This is a genomic window from Lysinibacillus sp. NPDC093216 (assembly GCF_050280325.1).
In the GTDB taxonomy this organism is placed as follows: domain Bacteria; phylum Bacillota; class Bacilli; order Bacillales_A; family Planococcaceae; genus Lysinibacillus.
This window is the reverse complement of record NZ_JBNNVB010000012.1, coordinates 1-14,924: the sequence shown is the minus strand read 5'-3', so window position 1 is coordinate 14,924 and position 14,924 is coordinate 1. Positions and strand designations below refer to the sequence as shown.

19 protein-coding genes and 1 pseudogene are annotated in these 14,924 nt (G+C 38.5%); 18 read left to right on the top strand and 2 right to left on the bottom strand.

Going from position 1 to position 14,924, the window contains the following annotated elements; translation table 11 throughout:
- The first annotated feature begins 41 nt into the window (after positions 1-41).
- The 17 genes and pseudogenes from ACQKOG_RS14310 (at position 42) to ACQKOG_RS14230 (ending at position 12,098) form a co-directional block, all read left to right on the top strand.
- Positions 42-695, top strand: a complete 654-nt coding sequence (locus ACQKOG_RS14310) for an adenylate kinase (RefSeq protein ID WP_370077713.1) — start codon at positions 42-44, stop codon at positions 693-695.
- A gap of 248 nt (positions 696-943) precedes the next feature.
- A pseudogene (locus ACQKOG_RS14305) lies at positions 944-1,021 on the top strand (type I methionyl aminopeptidase); the annotation flags it as partial.
- 86 nt (positions 1,022-1,107) lie between these two features.
- Positions 1,108-1,326, top strand: coding sequence for a translation initiation factor IF-1 (gene infA, locus ACQKOG_RS14300; RefSeq protein WP_004233690.1), 219 nt, complete (start codon positions 1,108-1,110; stop codon positions 1,324-1,326).
- A gap of 37 nt (positions 1,327-1,363) precedes the next feature.
- Positions 1,364-1,477 (top strand): 50S ribosomal protein L36, encoded by a 114-nt coding sequence (rpmJ, locus tag ACQKOG_RS14295; RefSeq protein ID WP_000868344.1) that lies wholly within the window; start codon positions 1,364-1,366, stop codon positions 1,475-1,477.
- A 24-nt stretch (positions 1,478-1,501) separates the two neighbouring features.
- Positions 1,502-1,867 (top strand): 30S ribosomal protein S13, encoded by a 366-nt coding sequence (gene rpsM, locus ACQKOG_RS14290; RefSeq protein ID WP_049662875.1) that lies wholly within the window; start codon positions 1,502-1,504, stop codon positions 1,865-1,867.
- A 25-nt stretch (positions 1,868-1,892) separates the two neighbouring features.
- The gene (rpsK, locus tag ACQKOG_RS14285) at positions 1,893-2,282 is read left to right on the top strand and encodes a 30S ribosomal protein S11 (RefSeq protein WP_053482801.1); all 390 of its coding nucleotides are present in this window, start codon (positions 1,893-1,895) and stop codon (positions 2,280-2,282) included.
- Positions 2,283-2,421: 139 nt separating this feature from the next.
- Positions 2,422-3,366 carry a DNA-directed RNA polymerase subunit alpha gene (locus tag ACQKOG_RS14280; RefSeq protein WP_004233733.1) on the top strand — a complete coding sequence of 315 codons (945 nt, stop codon included), beginning with the start codon at positions 2,422-2,424 and terminating at the stop codon, positions 3,364-3,366.
- 57 nt (positions 3,367-3,423) lie between these two features.
- Entirely contained in the window at positions 3,424-3,804 is a 381-nt protein-coding gene (gene rplQ / locus ACQKOG_RS14275) for a 50S ribosomal protein L17 (protein WP_012296051.1), read from the top strand.
- A gap of 497 nt (positions 3,805-4,301) precedes the next feature.
- Positions 4,302-5,147: an energy-coupling factor ABC transporter ATP-binding protein gene (locus ACQKOG_RS14270; protein WP_415733342.1), complete on the top strand. Its 846-nt coding sequence runs from the start codon at positions 4,302-4,304 to the stop codon at positions 5,145-5,147.
- The gene (locus tag ACQKOG_RS14265) at positions 5,123-5,995 is read left to right on the top strand and encodes an energy-coupling factor ABC transporter ATP-binding protein (RefSeq protein ID WP_370077709.1); all 873 of its coding nucleotides are present in this window, start codon (positions 5,123-5,125) and stop codon (positions 5,993-5,995) included. Before ACQKOG_RS14270 ends, ACQKOG_RS14265 begins: the two co-directional genes overlap by 25 nt.
- Positions 5,992-6,789: an energy-coupling factor transporter transmembrane component T family protein gene (locus ACQKOG_RS14260; protein ID WP_402870015.1), complete on the top strand. Its 798-nt coding sequence runs from the start codon at positions 5,992-5,994 to the stop codon at positions 6,787-6,789. Before ACQKOG_RS14265 ends, ACQKOG_RS14260 begins: the two co-directional genes overlap by 4 nt.
- A gap of 14 nt (positions 6,790-6,803) precedes the next feature.
- Positions 6,804-7,544, top strand: coding sequence for a tRNA pseudouridine(38-40) synthase TruA (gene truA / locus ACQKOG_RS14255; RefSeq protein WP_370077705.1), 741 nt, complete (start codon positions 6,804-6,806; stop codon positions 7,542-7,544).
- Between the two features lie 517 nt (positions 7,545-8,061).
- On the top strand, positions 8,062-8,499 hold the full coding sequence (gene rplM / locus ACQKOG_RS14250) for a 50S ribosomal protein L13 (RefSeq protein ID WP_004233742.1): 438 nt from the start codon (positions 8,062-8,064) through the stop codon (positions 8,497-8,499).
- Positions 8,500-8,524: 25 nt separating this feature from the next.
- Positions 8,525-8,917, top strand: coding sequence for a 30S ribosomal protein S9 (rpsI, locus tag ACQKOG_RS14245; protein WP_004233744.1), 393 nt, complete (start codon positions 8,525-8,527; stop codon positions 8,915-8,917).
- 210 nt (positions 8,918-9,127) lie between these two features.
- The gene (locus ACQKOG_RS14240; RefSeq protein WP_370077702.1) at positions 9,128-10,078 is read left to right on the top strand and encodes a DUF4822 domain-containing protein; all 951 of its coding nucleotides are present in this window, start codon (positions 9,128-9,130) and stop codon (positions 10,076-10,078) included.
- Positions 10,079-10,257: 179 nt separating this feature from the next.
- Positions 10,258-10,971 (top strand): N-acetylmuramoyl-L-alanine amidase, encoded by a 714-nt coding sequence (locus tag ACQKOG_RS14235; RefSeq protein WP_370077700.1) that lies wholly within the window; start codon positions 10,258-10,260, stop codon positions 10,969-10,971.
- Positions 10,972-11,042: 71 nt separating this feature from the next.
- Positions 11,043-12,098: a P-loop NTPase gene (locus ACQKOG_RS14230; protein ID WP_370077698.1), complete on the top strand. Its 1,056-nt coding sequence runs from the start codon at positions 11,043-11,045 to the stop codon at positions 12,096-12,098.
- Between the two features lie 56 nt (positions 12,099-12,154).
- Here the strand turns inward: ACQKOG_RS14230 and gerD are convergent, their stop codons facing one another.
- On the bottom strand, positions 12,155-12,751 hold the full coding sequence (gene gerD, locus ACQKOG_RS14225; protein ID WP_370077696.1) for a spore germination lipoprotein GerD: 597 nt from the start codon (positions 12,749-12,751) through the stop codon (positions 12,155-12,157).
- A 152-nt stretch (positions 12,752-12,903) separates the two neighbouring features.
- Here gerD and ACQKOG_RS14220 point away from each other — a divergent pair, with 152 nt between their 5' ends.
- On the top strand, positions 12,904-13,578 hold the full coding sequence (locus ACQKOG_RS14220) for a KinB-signaling pathway activation protein (RefSeq protein WP_370077694.1): 675 nt from the start codon (positions 12,904-12,906) through the stop codon (positions 13,576-13,578).
- A 214-nt stretch (positions 13,579-13,792) separates the two neighbouring features.
- Here the strand turns inward: ACQKOG_RS14220 and ACQKOG_RS14215 are convergent, their stop codons facing one another.
- Positions 13,793-14,452 carry a hypothetical protein gene (locus ACQKOG_RS14215; protein ID WP_370077692.1) on the bottom strand — a complete coding sequence of 220 codons (660 nt, stop codon included), beginning with the start codon at positions 14,450-14,452 and terminating at the stop codon, positions 13,793-13,795.
- Between the last annotated feature and the right edge of the window lie 472 nt (positions 14,453-14,924).

Here is a 14,924-nt window from a genome sequence, read left to right as displayed (position 1 = left end):
TCCTGAAATCAGCAAACCTTTTGTGGGAGGATTATTTCCGTATGAATATCGTTTTAATGGGTCTGCCAGGTGCTGGTAAAGGTACACAGGCAGATAAAATTGTTGAGAAGTACGCGATTCCTCATATTTCTACAGGCGATATGTTCCGTGCTGCTATTAAAGATGGTACAGAACTAGGCTTGCAGGCTAAATCGTTTATGGATCAAGGTGCTCTAGTGCCGGATGAAGTAACGATTGGTATTGTTCGTGAACGACTTGCTAAACATGATTGTGAAAAGGGCTTCTTATTAGATGGATTCCCACGTACTGTTCCTCAAGCTGAAGCTTTAGACAGCATTCTTGCTGATCTTGGTAAAGCTATTGAACATACAATTAACATCCAAGTTGAAAAAGATGAGCTAGTTGCTCGTCTATCAGGTCGTCGTATTTGTAAAACTTGTGGTACATCTTATCATCTTGTTTTCAATCCTCCAGCTGAGGAAGGAAAATGTGATAAAGATGGTGGCGAGCTTTATACGCGTGCGGATGATAATCCTGAAACGGTTGCAAACCGTCTGGAAGTAAATATGAAACAAGCACAACCTTTACTTGACTACTATGAAGTAAAAGGTGTGTTAACAAATATAGATGGACAGCAAGATATTAACAAAGTGTTTGCTGATCTTGATGCTCTATTACAGGGCAGCCGCAGCTGATACCCGGCTCCGGGCGCAGAATACTGCTTCCGCGGGAGGCATGCGGGAGCAACAACGAAACATAATTTTTTGAGAGTTGCAAAAGCATATTGTGCCCGGTATATATTTCTTTTAAAAAGTGCAACATTACTTTTGAAAGAGTATAATGGGTTTCGTGGAAGCATCTGTGTAACGGGTATGAATATCTCATCAAAGACATTCCGGTATTCGTGTAAACATGGGAGGTTCAGTTCCCTTAATGGTTCTGTATGTTCCGTGGATTGTGTGAAGCGAAACCAGACGAGCGTCTTTCAAACATCTCTCATACAATCCAAACATATGTTGAAACGAGGTTGCTTCTATAGTTGCAGCAGATATCCGTTTGATGTAACGATGAGAACTTTAATTTGCATATAGAGAGGAGACAGAGTAGATGGCGAAAGATGATGTAATTGAAGTCGAAGGGACAGTTGTTGAGACTTTGCCAAACGCGATGTTTAAGGTAGAATTAGAAAATGGACATGTGATTCTAGCACACGTTTCTGGTAAGATTCGTATGCACTTTATCCGTATTCTACCTGGAGATAAGGTTACTATCGAGTTATCTCCTTATGATTTAACTCGCGGTCGTATCACATACCGTTTTAAATAATCTTTTGCGCTCCGGACTACTAAGGAGGTTAGGTTAGATGAAAGTGAGACCATCTGTAAAACCGATCTGCGAAAAATGTAAAGTAATTCGCCGACGCGGTAAAGTAATGGTAATTTGTGAAAATCCTAAACACAAACAAAAACAAGGTTAATTCTAAAGGAGGTGCACAACGTACATGGCACGTATTGCTGGTGTTGACATTCCTCGCGACAAACGCGTGGTAATTTCATTAACTTACATTTACGGTATTGGTAAAACTACAGCTCAGAAAGTATTAGCTGACGCAGGTATTTCAGAAGATACACGCGTACGCGACTTAACTGAAGATGAGTTAAACAAAATCCGTGAACAATTAGACTCATACAAACTTGAAGGTGACTTACGTCGCGAAACTTCATTAAATATTAAACGTCTGATGGAAATCGGTTCATTCCGTGGTATCCGTCACCGTCGTGGTTTACCTGTTCGTGGTCAAAATACGAAGAACAATGCGCGTACGCGTAAAGGTCCTCGTAAAACAGTAGCGAACAAGAAAAAATAATCAGTAAAGGAGGTTCCTTCTTAACATGGCTCGTAAACAACAAACTCGTAAACGTCGTGTGAAAAAGAATATCGAATCTGGTATTGCACACATTCGTTCTACATTCAACAATACAATCGTAACGATTACAGATATGCAAGGTAACGCTGTATCTTGGTCAAGTGCTGGTGCTCTTGGTTTCCGTGGTTCACGTAAATCTACACCATTCGCTGCTCAAATGGCTGCAGAAACTGCTGCTAAAGCATCCCTTGAACATGGTCTGAAAACGTTGGAAGTAACTGTTAAAGGTCCTGGTGCAGGTCGTGAAGCTGCAATTCGTGCACTTCAAGCTGCTGGTTTAGATGTAACTGCTATTAAAGACGTTACTCCAGTTCCTCATAATGGTTGCCGTCCGCCAAAACGTCGTCGCGTGTAATGGGTGCGTCTCATATTGTATGAGAACATCATTTTTTGTACAGACTGTCTTGTGCAGATAATAAACGATACGTCATTGACGATCGAATCTATGATGGAAAGAACCTATACATTCGATGTTTTGAAGGAGGGTAAATAAAATGATCGAAATTGAAAAACCAAAGATTGAAACGGTGGAGATCAGCGAAGATTCCAAATATGGAAAGTTTGTTGTAGAACCGCTTGAACGCGGATATGGAAACACTTTGGGTAATTCTTTACGTCGTATCCTTCTGTCTTCATTACCAGGAGCTGCTGTCACTTCAATTCAAATTGACGGTGTTCTTCACGAATTCTCAACTGTAGAAGGCGTTGTAGAGGATGTAGCTTCAATTATTTTGAACGTGAAAAAACTAGCTCTTAAAATCTACTCTGACGAAGAAAAAGTTATTGAGATTGATGTAAAAGGCGATGGTACAGTTACAGCTGCTGACATTACACATGACAGTGATGTAGAAATTTTAAACCCGGATCTATATATTGCAACAATCGCTAAAAACGGTCATTTACGTATGCGTATGTACGCACAACGCGGCCGTGGTTACACTCCTGCTGATCAAAACAAACGTGAGGATCTTCCTATCGGCGTGATCCCGATCGACTCTATTTACACTCCAGTATCACGCGTCAATTTCCAAGTGGAAAATACTCGTGTAGGTCAGTCTTCTGACTACGATAAACTTTCTCTTGATGTGTGGACAGATGGTAGCATCGGTCCGAAAGAGGCGATTTCGCTCGGAGCAAAAATTTTAACCGAGCATCTAAACATCTTCGTTGGCATGACAGACGAGGCTCAAACAGCTGAAATCATGGTCGAGAAAGAAGAAGATCAAAAAGAAAAAGTTTTAGAGATGACTATCGAAGAACTTGATCTTTCTGTTCGTTCTTACAACTGCTTAAAACGCGCTGGTATTAACACAGTACTAGAACTTGCGAATAAGTCAGAAGACGATATGATGAAAGTTCGTAACCTTGGACGTAAGTCACTTGAAGAGGTAAAAGCGAAGTTAGAAGAGCTTGGTTTAGGGTTACGCAAAGAAGACTAAGCGATTTAAACAAAACTTATAAGATCAGATATTTTTTTATAAAGGAGGGAAACATCCATGGGTTACAGAAAACTTGGTCGTACAAGTTCTCAACGTAAAGCGATGTTACGTGACTTAGCTACTGATTTAATCATCAACGAGCGTATCGAAACTACTGAGGCTCGCGCTAAAGAAGTACGTAAAGCTGTTGAAAAAATGATTACTTTAGGTAAACGCGGTGATTTACATGCACGCCGTCAAGCTGCTGCATTCATCCGTCGTGAACTAGTAACAACTACTGATGCAGAAGGTAACGAAACAACTTCATTTGCACTTCAAAAGTTATTTGATGATGTTGCACCACGTTATGCAGAGCGTCAAGGTGGTTACACTCGTATTCTTAAAGTAGGTCCTCGTCGTGGTGACGGTGCACCTGTTGTAGTGATTGAATTAGTTTAATCATAAGAGAAGACAAGTGGTGAAGAGGGTGGAATCACCACCCTCTTTCTTTTATAAACGATTTATACGACAAATAATTAAGCTGAGCGTTATGATGAGCGGACACTGTTGTGTGGCGTCTCGTTTAGCTCTCCGCACCTCATTCAAATGGAACAAGGGCTTGAGCACCCGTGTTTCTTGAAAATGTAACGACTAGCGCATTTCTATCGAATGAGGTGCGCGCTTTTTTATTTTTTAGGGAAGTATGATAGCGCCAATTTAGTGGTGCTTTTTTTTATAGGCTGATTTATAGATTGGCAGTCACTGGAATGTTTTGGGTGCTTCACTCCAATATTTGATGTATTCTATAAATTATATTTAGCCTATTTGTTTTAAAAAAATAATGAAAAGTGATTTTAGCACTTTTCTTTTATCGACATAATGATTGTAGTAGAATTCATACATAAAAAAGTGTAAGTTAGTTAGTAGAGCTGAGCATGTAGAGAGGAGTTCTAGAAATGCCAGAAATTTTATCATTAAATAATGTGACATTTTCATATACACCAGAAGAAAATGAAAGCCGCAATGCTGTTGAAAATGTAAGTTTTGCGGTTCAGGAAGGGGAATGGATTGCCATTGTTGGCCATAACGGTTCTGGTAAATCCACCATTGCAAAGCTTATGAATGGTTTGTTATACCCACAGCAAGGCGATGTACGTATATTACGTGAACCATTAAGTGAAGAAAACCTATGGGAAAGCCGTTCACAGATAGGCATGGTTTTCCAAAATCCAGACAATCAATTTGTCGGAGCGACAGTGCAGGATGATGTTGCTTTTGCTCTTGAAAATAACGGAGTACCGTTTGAAGAGATGGTAGACCGTGTACATGCAGCACTTGAGCAAGTAAAAATGAGCGATTTTTTAGACCATGAGCCACACCACTTATCTGGTGGTCAAAAGCAGCGTGTTGCCATTGCAGGCGCACTTGCAATGAAACCAAAGCTCCTTATTTTAGATGAAGCTACTTCTATGTTAGATCCACAGGGGCGTGCTGAGGTATTACACACTGTGCAAACTTTACGTGCTGAAACAGGGTTAACGGTAATATCTATTACGCATGATTTAGAGGAGGCTATGCTTGCAGATCGTGTTCTCTTTATGAATGATGGAAAGAAATTTGCTGAGGGTACACCTGGTGAAATTTTTGCACTTGGGGACAAGCTAGTTGAGTTTGGACTAGACTTACCATTTGCCATGAAGTTATCAAAGTTATTGCAAAAAGAAGGTGTTCCATTAATGGGACAACATATGACAGAAGAAGAGTTGGTGAATGATTTATGGACATCAAACTTCAACAAGTAAGCTATGCCTATTCACAGGGTACACCTTTTGAAAAACGTGCATTATTCGATGTAGATTTTGAAATCCCTTCACATACGTATCAGGCAATTATCGGACATACGGGTTCTGGTAAATCGACAATTCTTCAGCATTTTAATGCACTTCTAAGACCAACCTCTGGGGAAGTACATATTGGAGAACGCATTGTTGTAGCTGGAAAAAAGGCGAAGGATTTAAAGGCTGTACGTCAAAAGGTTGGTATTGTGTTTCAATTCCCGGAGCATCAGCTGTTTGAAGAAACCGTATTAAAGGATATTATGTTTGGCCCTATGAACTTTGGTGTATCAGAGCAAGAGGCAGAAGCACGAGCAAAAGAACTTATAGGCTTAGTTGGCTTACCAGAGAACGTACTTGAAAAATCACCTTTTGATTTATCAGGGGGACAAATGCGCAGGGTAGCAATTGCTGGCGTTTTAGCGATGGAACCTGAAGTTATTGTTTTAGATGAACCAACTGCAGGGCTTGATCCACGCGGTCAGAAAGAGATTATGGATATGTTTTATAAGCTTCACAAGGAACGCGGCCTAACGACGATTCTTGTAACGCACAGTATGGAGGACGCAGCTCGTTATGCAGACAATATTGTCATTATGCATGAAGGGAAAAATGTACTAAGTGGCACGCCACAAGAAATTTTCAAAGATGTAGAGACATTAAAAAATTTCCGCTTAGAACCACCTCGTATCGTACGCTTTCAACAAAAAATCGAAACAATGATAAACAAATCCCTTTCAAAGATCTGCTTAACCGAAGAGGAGCTAGCAACTGAAATTGCCCGGTTACTAAGAGAGGAGCGTGGACAGTCATGATGGAGAAAATGATATTTGGTCGTTTCCTTCCCGGAAATTCTCCAGTTCATAAGCTCGATCCACGATCAAAGCTTATATTTGTGTTTGCATTCATTATTATTGTTTTTTTAGCAAACAACACAGTGACATATGCCTTGCTATTAGCTTTTACCTTACTCATTGTGCTAATATCAAATATTCGTCTGTATTTTTTAATTAATGGTCTAAAGCCAGTAATTTTTTTAATGGTATTTACCTTCTTAATTCATATTTTTATGACGAAAGAAGGTGCCCTAATATTTGAGTGGAAGTTTATTACCATTTACGAAGAAGGTATTCGACAAGGGGTCTTTATTTCGATACGTTTCCTAGTGCTAGTGTTTATGACATCTATCTTAACGCTTACAACATCACCAATTTCCATTACGGATGGCATTGAAGTACTGCTAAATCCATTAAAAGCGGTGAAAGTGCCAGTACATGAGTTAGCTTTGATGATGTCTATTTCATTGCGCTTTATTCCAACATTAATGGATGAGACAGATAAAATTATGAAAGCACAAATGGCACGTGGTTCGGATTTATCTTCTGGACCAATAAAGGATCGTATTAAAGCGGTTGTGCCATTACTAGTACCTCTCTTTGTAAGTGCTTTTAAACGAGCCGAAGATTTAGCAACAGCTATGGAAGTAAGAGGCTACCGTGGAGGCGAAGGGCGTACGAGATATCGTAAGCTAAAATGGGATATGAGTGATACATTTTCACTTGTGTTATTAGTAGCGATGGCCGTTTTACTATTCTTCTATAGAAGTTAAAAGGAGTAAGCTTTATGCGACGATTAAAAGCAATTATAAGTTATGATGGAACGCAATTTTCTGGGTATCAAGTACAGCCTGGAGAACGCACAGTACAGGCTGAGATTGAGCGTGTTTTAGCCATTATGCATAAAGGGGAAAAGATAAAGGTAACAGCTAGTGGACGTACAGATGCAAGGGTGCATGCAACAGGCCAAACATTGCATTTTGATTCACCACTCGCGATTCCAGTAGATAAATACATGAAGGCGTTAAATGTTCAACTGCCAAGAGATATTCGGGTAATGTCGATAGAAGAAGCAGCTGCTGATTTTCATGCGCGCTACAGTGTAACAGGAAAGCGGTACCGATATATATGGTCATGTGAGCCTGTACAGAGTCCATTCCGCAGACAATACACTGTAGAGACAAATGGTGTGAAACCGAATGTTGAGGCAATGCAGGAGGCAGCAAAGGCTATTATCGGTACACATGACTTTACGTGCTTTTGTGCAGCCAATACAAGTGTCAAAGATAAGGTCCGTACAGTGACTACACTACAATTTGAATGGTACGGTGAAGAGCTTCATATGGTGATCGAAGGAAATGGCTTCTTATATAATATGGTACGTATCATTGCAGGCACACTTTGGGAAGTTGGTATAGGACGTCGTGACATTGAGAACGTGGAGTTAGTCGTTAAATCTATGAATCGCGATAAGGCGGGCAAGACTGCACCTCCACAAGGTCTGTATCTTGAGAAAGTCTTTTATTAAAAAGGTTTATCACCATAACGTGTGGTTGATTTCCGTTCCGACTGGGCGCTTTGTTGCTGACGCTTCGCTTTCGCACAGAGCAAAGCTTCCTGGGGGCGTCCGATGAGCCGCTTCACTCGCGTTGCTCGCTCCAGGGTCTCATCTGTGACGCTAATCCCCAAGGAGTCGCCCAGCCTCCACTCCAATCAACTTATATAAATTGAATACGTTTTAACAAATGTCATCCCCAGCTTTTGATGACAAGTTATGAAGGAGAACAGTTGGCGAATGTTATAGAATTCTTGATGGGGAATTTTTTGTATATTTAACAAAATGAAGGCTCTCAAATGCCCTAATTTAAACAATCAAGGAATCTGAACAACTTCTCCAGGTGTTTATTGAAATTGCTTGACTTTAAAAGTCATTCATTATATGATAACAGATGGTATTTTCATTACCACCACAAATAAGCCCCGAAAACTTATAGTGTAGTTTAATGAAAAATAACGGTAATCGAATCGATTAGGAGGATATATACATGCGTACAACATTCATGGCTAAAGGTCACGAAGTAGACCGTAAATGGCTAGTAGTTGATGCAGAAGGCCAAACTCTTGGACGTTTAGCTTCTGAAGTAGCTGCTATCTTACGTGGTAAACATAAACCAACATTCACACCAAACGTTGACACAGGTGATCACGTAATCATCATCAACGCTGACAAAATCCATTTAACTGGTAACAAATTAGAGGGTAAACTTTACCGTCACCATACTCAATTTGCGGGTGGTTTAAAAACTCGTACTGCTGGTGAAATGCTAGATAAGTACCCAACAAGAATGATCGAATTAGCAGTTAAAGGAATGCTTCCTAAAAACTCTTTAGGTCGCAAAATGTTCACTAAACTTAACGTTTACACTGGAACAGAGCATCCACATGCTGCACAAAAACCAGAAGCTTACGAGCTTCGCGGATAATATAAATTAAGAGGAGGATATTACTTTGGCACAAGTTCAATACATCGGCACTGGTCGCCGTAAAAGCTCTGTAGCTCGCGTACGTTTAGTACCAGGTACAGGTAAAATTGTTATCAACAAACGTGAAATCGAAGAATACGTACCATTCGCTGCATTACGTGAAGTAATTAAACAACCATTAGTAGCAACTGAAACTACAGGAAGCTACGATATCCACGTAAACGTTAACGGTGGTGGATACACTGGTCAAGCTGGTGCTGTACGTCACGGTATCGCTCGTGCTCTACTTCAAGTAGACCCAGATTTCCGTGCTGCATTAAAATCTGCTGGATTACTTACTCGTGATTCACGCATGAAAGAACGTAAAAAACCAGGTCTACGCGGCGCTCGTCGTGCACCTCAGTTCTCAAAACGTTAATATCGTTGTTATATCAACGTTTACAAGCCCTTTCTCGAATTTTCGAGAAGGGTTTTTTTTATTTGGCAAATGCTTTGATACTTCAAGTTCAAGTGTTTCAAAATATCCTACTGCACTGTTGTTGTATAAATAGCAATTGCGATGTGTATTTTATATAGAAATGGCTGATACTATTTTCAGGTTGTTTATTCTGAAAATGGAGGTCAGTATATGAAAAGGCTATTAATATTATCAATTACGGCAATGGCGCTTCTTGGTGCATGTGGGAATAAAACTGACGTGAAAAAAACTGAAGAAGTAAGAACAGGAAATAATGCAAATCAAAGACAGGTAGAAATAACAGACGGTCAAGCAAAGGCTAAAATTCTTAGTAGTTCAGATTGGCAAGCCACAAAAGTTTACGATAAAAATAATAAAGACTTAACAGCAGAAAATTCAAATTTAATGGGCCTTGCGAAATATGACGCTGATTCAGGACGCTATGAATTCTTCGATCCAAATACAGCTGGAAGCATCGACGATAAAGGGATTTTCTTTTTTACGAATGATGGAAAGCATAGAATATTGATCTCAGAAACGAAAAATTACCAAGAAATTGTGGATATTACTAAGCTAACAAATAAAATGTTTACTTATAAACGAATGGGGAAAGATGCAAATGGTAGCGATGTAGAGGTATTCGTTGATCATGTCCCTTATAAGGAAAGACACTTAACATTTACTGCACCAGATAAAAAATTAAATAATTCTACGGGCCCTATTGTTCAGGACGTAGATGGAGATAAAATTTTAGCTGGTACGCTTTGGCAAGGAACAGTTGTATTAGATGCAAACAAAAATGATGTAACATCATATAATACAAATTTTATTAGCATTGCGAAATATGATGCTAATACGAATAAATATGAATTTTTCAATCCTGAAACAGGTAAAAGTCGTGGAGACTATGGATACTTTAATGTGATCGATGGAAATAAATTAAGAGCTCATGTTTCAATTGGTGACAATAAATATGGGGCTGTGCTCGAAATTACTGAGCTAAATAATAAGAAATTCACATATATCCGAACTGGTAAAGATAAAGACGGTAAGGATACAACAGTATTTGTTGAGCATGAACCTTATGCAGGTAAGTTTAAACCAGAATTTACACTAAAATAAAAATTAACGGCTTTAATCCATGTATTATTAATGGATTAATGCCGTTTTAGTATTACTAAAAAAGTATCTTCCATTACAAGCTCAAACTCTCAATCTTAATACTTGAGAGTTTTTTTTACTTTCTGGCATAGTTCAATCACTAACTTCGTACACTATCTGTAAAAGGGTGGTGGATATGGGTGAAGCGCTGGCTTGCACTAGGAGTAATTATGCTAATGAGTATAGTGGTCGTGGCATATGAAACGAATGCTTCGAACCGTAACTTCTTCTTACCGGACCCACTTGGTGGCATAAAAATTGTCATTGATGCGGGACACGGAGGTCAGGATGGAGGTGCTTCAAAGGGCGAAGTAATTGAAAAGGATATTACACTTGCAATTGCGCAGCATGTGGAGAAGCAATTAAAGAAAAAAGGCGCAACAGTCGTAATGACACGAACAAAAGATGGCGATGTTATCGATGAGCACGCGTCATCAGAAAAGTATGGAACATTGAGAGAACGAAAAAAGCAGGACATCTTTTTAAGAAAAGACATAGTAGAAAATGAAAAACCGGATCTTTTTATTACAATTCATGCAAATGCCATTCCTGAAACAAAATGGCGTGGAGCACAGGTGTTTTATCATAAAGAAGGACATGCTGAAAGTGAATTATTAGCAAAGAGCATTCAAGATTCCATTCGCACTAATTTGAAAAATACAGACCGAGAAGCAATGTCTATACAACAAATATATTTACTGAAAAAAGCTGAAGTACCTGCTGCACTAGTAGAAACAGGATTTATAAGTAATGATGAGGAACGTGCACTATTAACTGATAAGAAATACCAAGAAAAAATGGGAGATGCTATTGTTGAAGGTATAGAAGAGTATTTATTAGCAAAAATTGAATAGAGCAACTACACAACGTAAATCAAGTCATTATGATATACTAACATTGAGATAATATAAGGGGAGTGTTCGTCGTGATAACTGAACAACAAGTACGAGAAATATTAGGACAACTACAAGATCCATTTTTACATAAATCATTTGCAGAAACAGGCGGTATTACAAATGTAGCAATAAAAGAAGAGAAGAATCACGTTAGTGTAAAAATTGCGATTGCTAAAACAAATACACCTGAACAATTACAGCTACAAATGAAAATTGTTGAAGCTTTGAAAGAAGCAGGTGCAAATACAGTTGGTATTCGTTTCGAAGAGCTGTCAGCAGAAAAACTACAGGGCTTCCGTGGCGTAGCAACTGAGGCTGAGGCACAAGATATTTTATCTCCACTTAGCACAGTACAAGTTATTTCAATTGCCTCTGGTAAAGGCGGTGTAGGGAAATCTACAGTATCAGTTAACTTAGCTGTTGCATTAGCTCGTCTAGGTAAAAAGGTTGGCTTAATTGATGCTGATATTTATGGCTTCAGTGTGCCTGATATGATGGGTGTTACAGATATGCCTAAAGTGGTAGATAATCGAATTTTCCCTGTTGATCGTTTAGGTGTGAAAATGATTTCAATGGGCTTCTTTGTTGAAAATAACGCACCGATTGTATGGCGTGGACCGATGTTAGGTAAAGTGTTAGATCAGTTCTTCCGTGATGTAGAATGGGGTGAACTAGACTATCTACTATTGGATTTACCACCAGGTACAGGTGACGTTGCATTAGATATTCACCAAATGCTTCCTTCTTCAAAAGAAATTGTTGTAACAACACCGCATCCAACTGCAGCGTTCGTTGCAGCTCGTGCAGGTGCAATGGCTTTACAAACAGATCATGAAATTTTAGGTGTTATTGAAAACATGGCATGGTATGAATCGAAATCAGGTGACCGTGAATTCGTATTCGGTCAAGGTGGAGGTCCTAAGTTAGCAGAAGAACTACGTACAGAGCTACTTGGTCAAATTCCTCTTGGTCAGCCTGACTGGTCAGAGGAAGATTTTGCACCTTCTGTTTATGCTGAAAAACATACAACAGGACAAATATATTTAGATATCGCGACGAACATCATTAATAAATTAAATAAATAAATGAAAACGGATTTCCTCGAACAATGGAGGAAATCCGTTTTTGCATATATGAATGGTTACTCAGAGCCCTTTTGCTCATTACCTTCACCACCGCCAGCTTCTTTTTTGCCGCCGCTAGCTTTACCTGCCTCGCCACCACTTTTCCTAATAAGCTCCTGCCATTTTGTCTGCATAAGCGGACTTTCAATCGTTTCCTTGACGATTTCCTCTGTTTGTTTTCTCATATTGGAGGATTTTAGAATAGTCTCTAACTGCTTTTGCATATCTGGCTGGCCAAAGAAAGCTTCCATATCTTTTTGGAAAGAGGGGTCTTTTATTAATTCCTTCATAATATCCTGTTGTTGTTTTTGCATACTTTTAGCTACAGTTTCCTTGAATTTTGGATCTTCGAATGTTTTCTTCCAAAAGTCTTCTGCTTCTTTGGAAAGCAAGGTAGCTTCGGTAGCTTTCTTGACCTCATCATGCTCCAACACCAATAATTCACGGAAGCTTGGTTCCTCTAAAAGCTTTCGCAACGCCTTTTTACCATCCTCGGTTTGTAAAGAGTCAATCATTATTTTTTTTATTTCATCATAGGACATGGTAGTGGCTTTATCTTGTGAACAGGCAGAAAGAAAAAGCATTAGGATTAGTAGTAAGAAGAATTTTCGCATCAATCATCAGTCCTTTCTATAAATAGACTCTTTCAATTATTGTTCACATTTATGATGACTTTATGTATTGGTTACGATGAGAAATAGCTTTTTTAACAATGCATTGTTAAAATAAGTACAGATTATATTGAGAAATTGGGGGACTTTTAGTTGTGACGATACGAAATTGGGCAAAGTTTTTCTTCTTTGCAATGCTCGTTGGTGGCGCAGTCAACGGAATTTGCAGTTTATTTATTCGATGGGACTTCTTTCAACCATACATAACAAACGGTCACTGGGGTGAATTTTTAGCAGGACTTTTATGGATGGTTTTCTTAGGATTTACAATGAGTGTTATTGCACAAGCGGGCTTTTTTGCTTATTTAACGCTCCATCAAGTGGGAGTAAATATTTTTAGAACACTTACATTATGGAATTGGGTACAGCTATTATTAATTGCTTTTACTATTTTTGATATTATATTCTTCCGCTTTATACCAGGTGTAAAAGATGGACAAAGCTGGTTATTCTATGTTGGTTTGTTAATTGTATTAATAGTAGGTGCTATAGCAACAGCTATTCAAAAAGTAAAATTAACAGGGAAAAAACATGTGTTCATTTCGGCTTTATTTTTTATGATTGTCGTTACAACACTGGAATGGACAATTGCATTAATGGGTCGCGATGAAAATATTAACGAGTATGTTGCACTTTTACTATTCCCATTACTCGCTGTAAATGCTTATCAATTATTAGTATTACCAAAATATAATGCAAAATCCGAAGTAGATCGTCAAAAATTAGAAGCACGCCGCAAAGCACGTCGTGAACAAGCTAAAAACGCATAAAAAAAGTTGCCTCTATTAGTTGAGGCAACTTCTTTTTTATCCCGCATTAACGGGCAGTAATTACCGAAAGTGAAACGTCAGGTACAAGACTCCTGTCGCAAAATTTAGCGAAAGTAAAGAGATAGGTGGGAGATCAACTGCCCGTAAAAGTCCGATTGGTGAAGACTAATAATCAGTGGGGATGAAGAAAATCCCCACTGATTAAAGTTTCACTTTATGGTGATTTTTTAGTTTGAATTTTATAGCCGAATATATTTTCCTCAATCGACATAAATTTATTTTGTTGTAGAAATGTATTCAGCTCTTTAAACGAGATTTTATTATTTTGGTGTAAAGACATAAAAACAAAATCTCCCTTTTGTAATTTAGGTGTCTTTTCACCTTTCCAGATTAGAGAGGGAGAAAGTATATTCATCTGCTGTTGAAATAAGTTATTTTGTAAATCCTGCGAATACTGGTGATTTTGTGTTGCAAACCAAAGTGGTGTTTCTTGAAAATGCTTTTCGTAAATTTTAATATCTTTCTGAACGACGGCAAGATCAATTGGCTTATCCACTGAATCCTCAGGCCCTAATAATCCTGTAGGTAGTTTTCGCTCTTGAATGATTTTTAGGTGCTCAGGTGAACGTTCAATCCATGCAGCATCTAACAATAGAAGCGGATAAGGTTCTTTTACAGTTTTAAGCCAGTCCACCAGGTTGTCATCAGAGAAAGAAATTTCGACAATAAGTGATGTACCATAATGCCCTTTTGTTACAACTGCTGGAGCATCTGCAATGTTGAATACAGAAATCATAGTAGAATTTATCGGCTTTATAAAGATAAACAGTATTAAGATTAAAAACAGTGAAATCAACGTTTTACGAACCATCATAACGACCTCGTTTCTATATTTTTAACTTCTTTCAGCAAATGTTTTCGTAGCGAAAGCAAAGCGTCAGCTACAAATGTCTTTTGTAGCGAAAGCAAAGCGTCAGCTACAGAAGTTAATGCCTCCGGCGGATGTCACGGAATCGGAAAGGAGTTCTTTGTGCAAGTAAAAAGCCGATTCCGGACGCAATGTCGAGGCATAATTGATACGGAAAAATAAAGTTCTTAAAAAAACTTATGATTTAATGTTGACTTTCATGAATAATCGATGTTATTATGTATAAGTCGCCAAGAGGTGACGCAGTAATTAAAAAAATGAACCTTGAAAACTGAACAAGCAAAACGTAATCAATAAAGTTTTTAGTAGCTAACCTTGAGTTAGTGAACGAAACAAAATTTTGGACATCAAACATGATGCCAGCAAAACAATTTGAGCTAATCAAATTTCTTTTTATGGAGAGTTTGATCCTGGCTCA

Bases quoted from the DNA above. Each gene is read 5' to 3' on its own strand.
- ACQKOG_RS14310 (WP_370077713.1), top strand. From the start codon at position 42: ATGAATATCGTTTTAATGGGTCTGCCAGGTGCTGGTAAAGGTACACAG.
- infA (WP_004233690.1), top strand. From the start codon at position 1,108: ATGGCGAAAGATGATGTAATTGAAGTCGAAGGGACAGTTGTTGAGACT.
- rpmJ (WP_000868344.1), top strand. From the start codon at position 1,364: ATGAAAGTGAGACCATCTGTAAAACCGATCTGCGAAAAATGTAAAGTA.
- rpsM (WP_049662875.1), top strand. From the start codon at position 1,502: ATGGCACGTATTGCTGGTGTTGACATTCCTCGCGACAAACGCGTGGTA.
- rpsK (WP_053482801.1), top strand. From the start codon at position 1,893: ATGGCTCGTAAACAACAAACTCGTAAACGTCGTGTGAAAAAGAATATC.
- ACQKOG_RS14280 (WP_004233733.1), top strand. From the start codon at position 2,422: ATGATCGAAATTGAAAAACCAAAGATTGAAACGGTGGAGATCAGCGAA.
- rplQ (WP_012296051.1), top strand. From the start codon at position 3,424: ATGGGTTACAGAAAACTTGGTCGTACAAGTTCTCAACGTAAAGCGATG.
- ACQKOG_RS14270 (WP_415733342.1), top strand. From the start codon at position 4,302: ATGCCAGAAATTTTATCATTAAATAATGTGACATTTTCATATACACCA.
- ACQKOG_RS14265 (WP_370077709.1), top strand. From the start codon at position 5,123: ATGGACATCAAACTTCAACAAGTAAGCTATGCCTATTCACAGGGTACA.
- ACQKOG_RS14260 (WP_402870015.1), top strand. From the start codon at position 5,992: ATGATGGAGAAAATGATATTTGGTCGTTTCCTTCCCGGAAATTCTCCA.
- truA (WP_370077705.1), top strand. From the start codon at position 6,804: ATGCGACGATTAAAAGCAATTATAAGTTATGATGGAACGCAATTTTCT.
- rplM (WP_004233742.1), top strand. From the start codon at position 8,062: ATGCGTACAACATTCATGGCTAAAGGTCACGAAGTAGACCGTAAATGG.
- ACQKOG_RS14240 (WP_370077702.1), top strand. From the start codon at position 9,128: ATGAAAAGGCTATTAATATTATCAATTACGGCAATGGCGCTTCTTGGT.
- gerD (WP_370077696.1), bottom strand. From the start codon at position 12,751: ATGCGAAAATTCTTCTTACTACTAATCCTAATGCTTTTTCTTTCTGCC.
- ACQKOG_RS14215 (WP_370077692.1), bottom strand. From the start codon at position 14,452: ATGATGGTTCGTAAAACGTTGATTTCACTGTTTTTAATCTTAATACTG.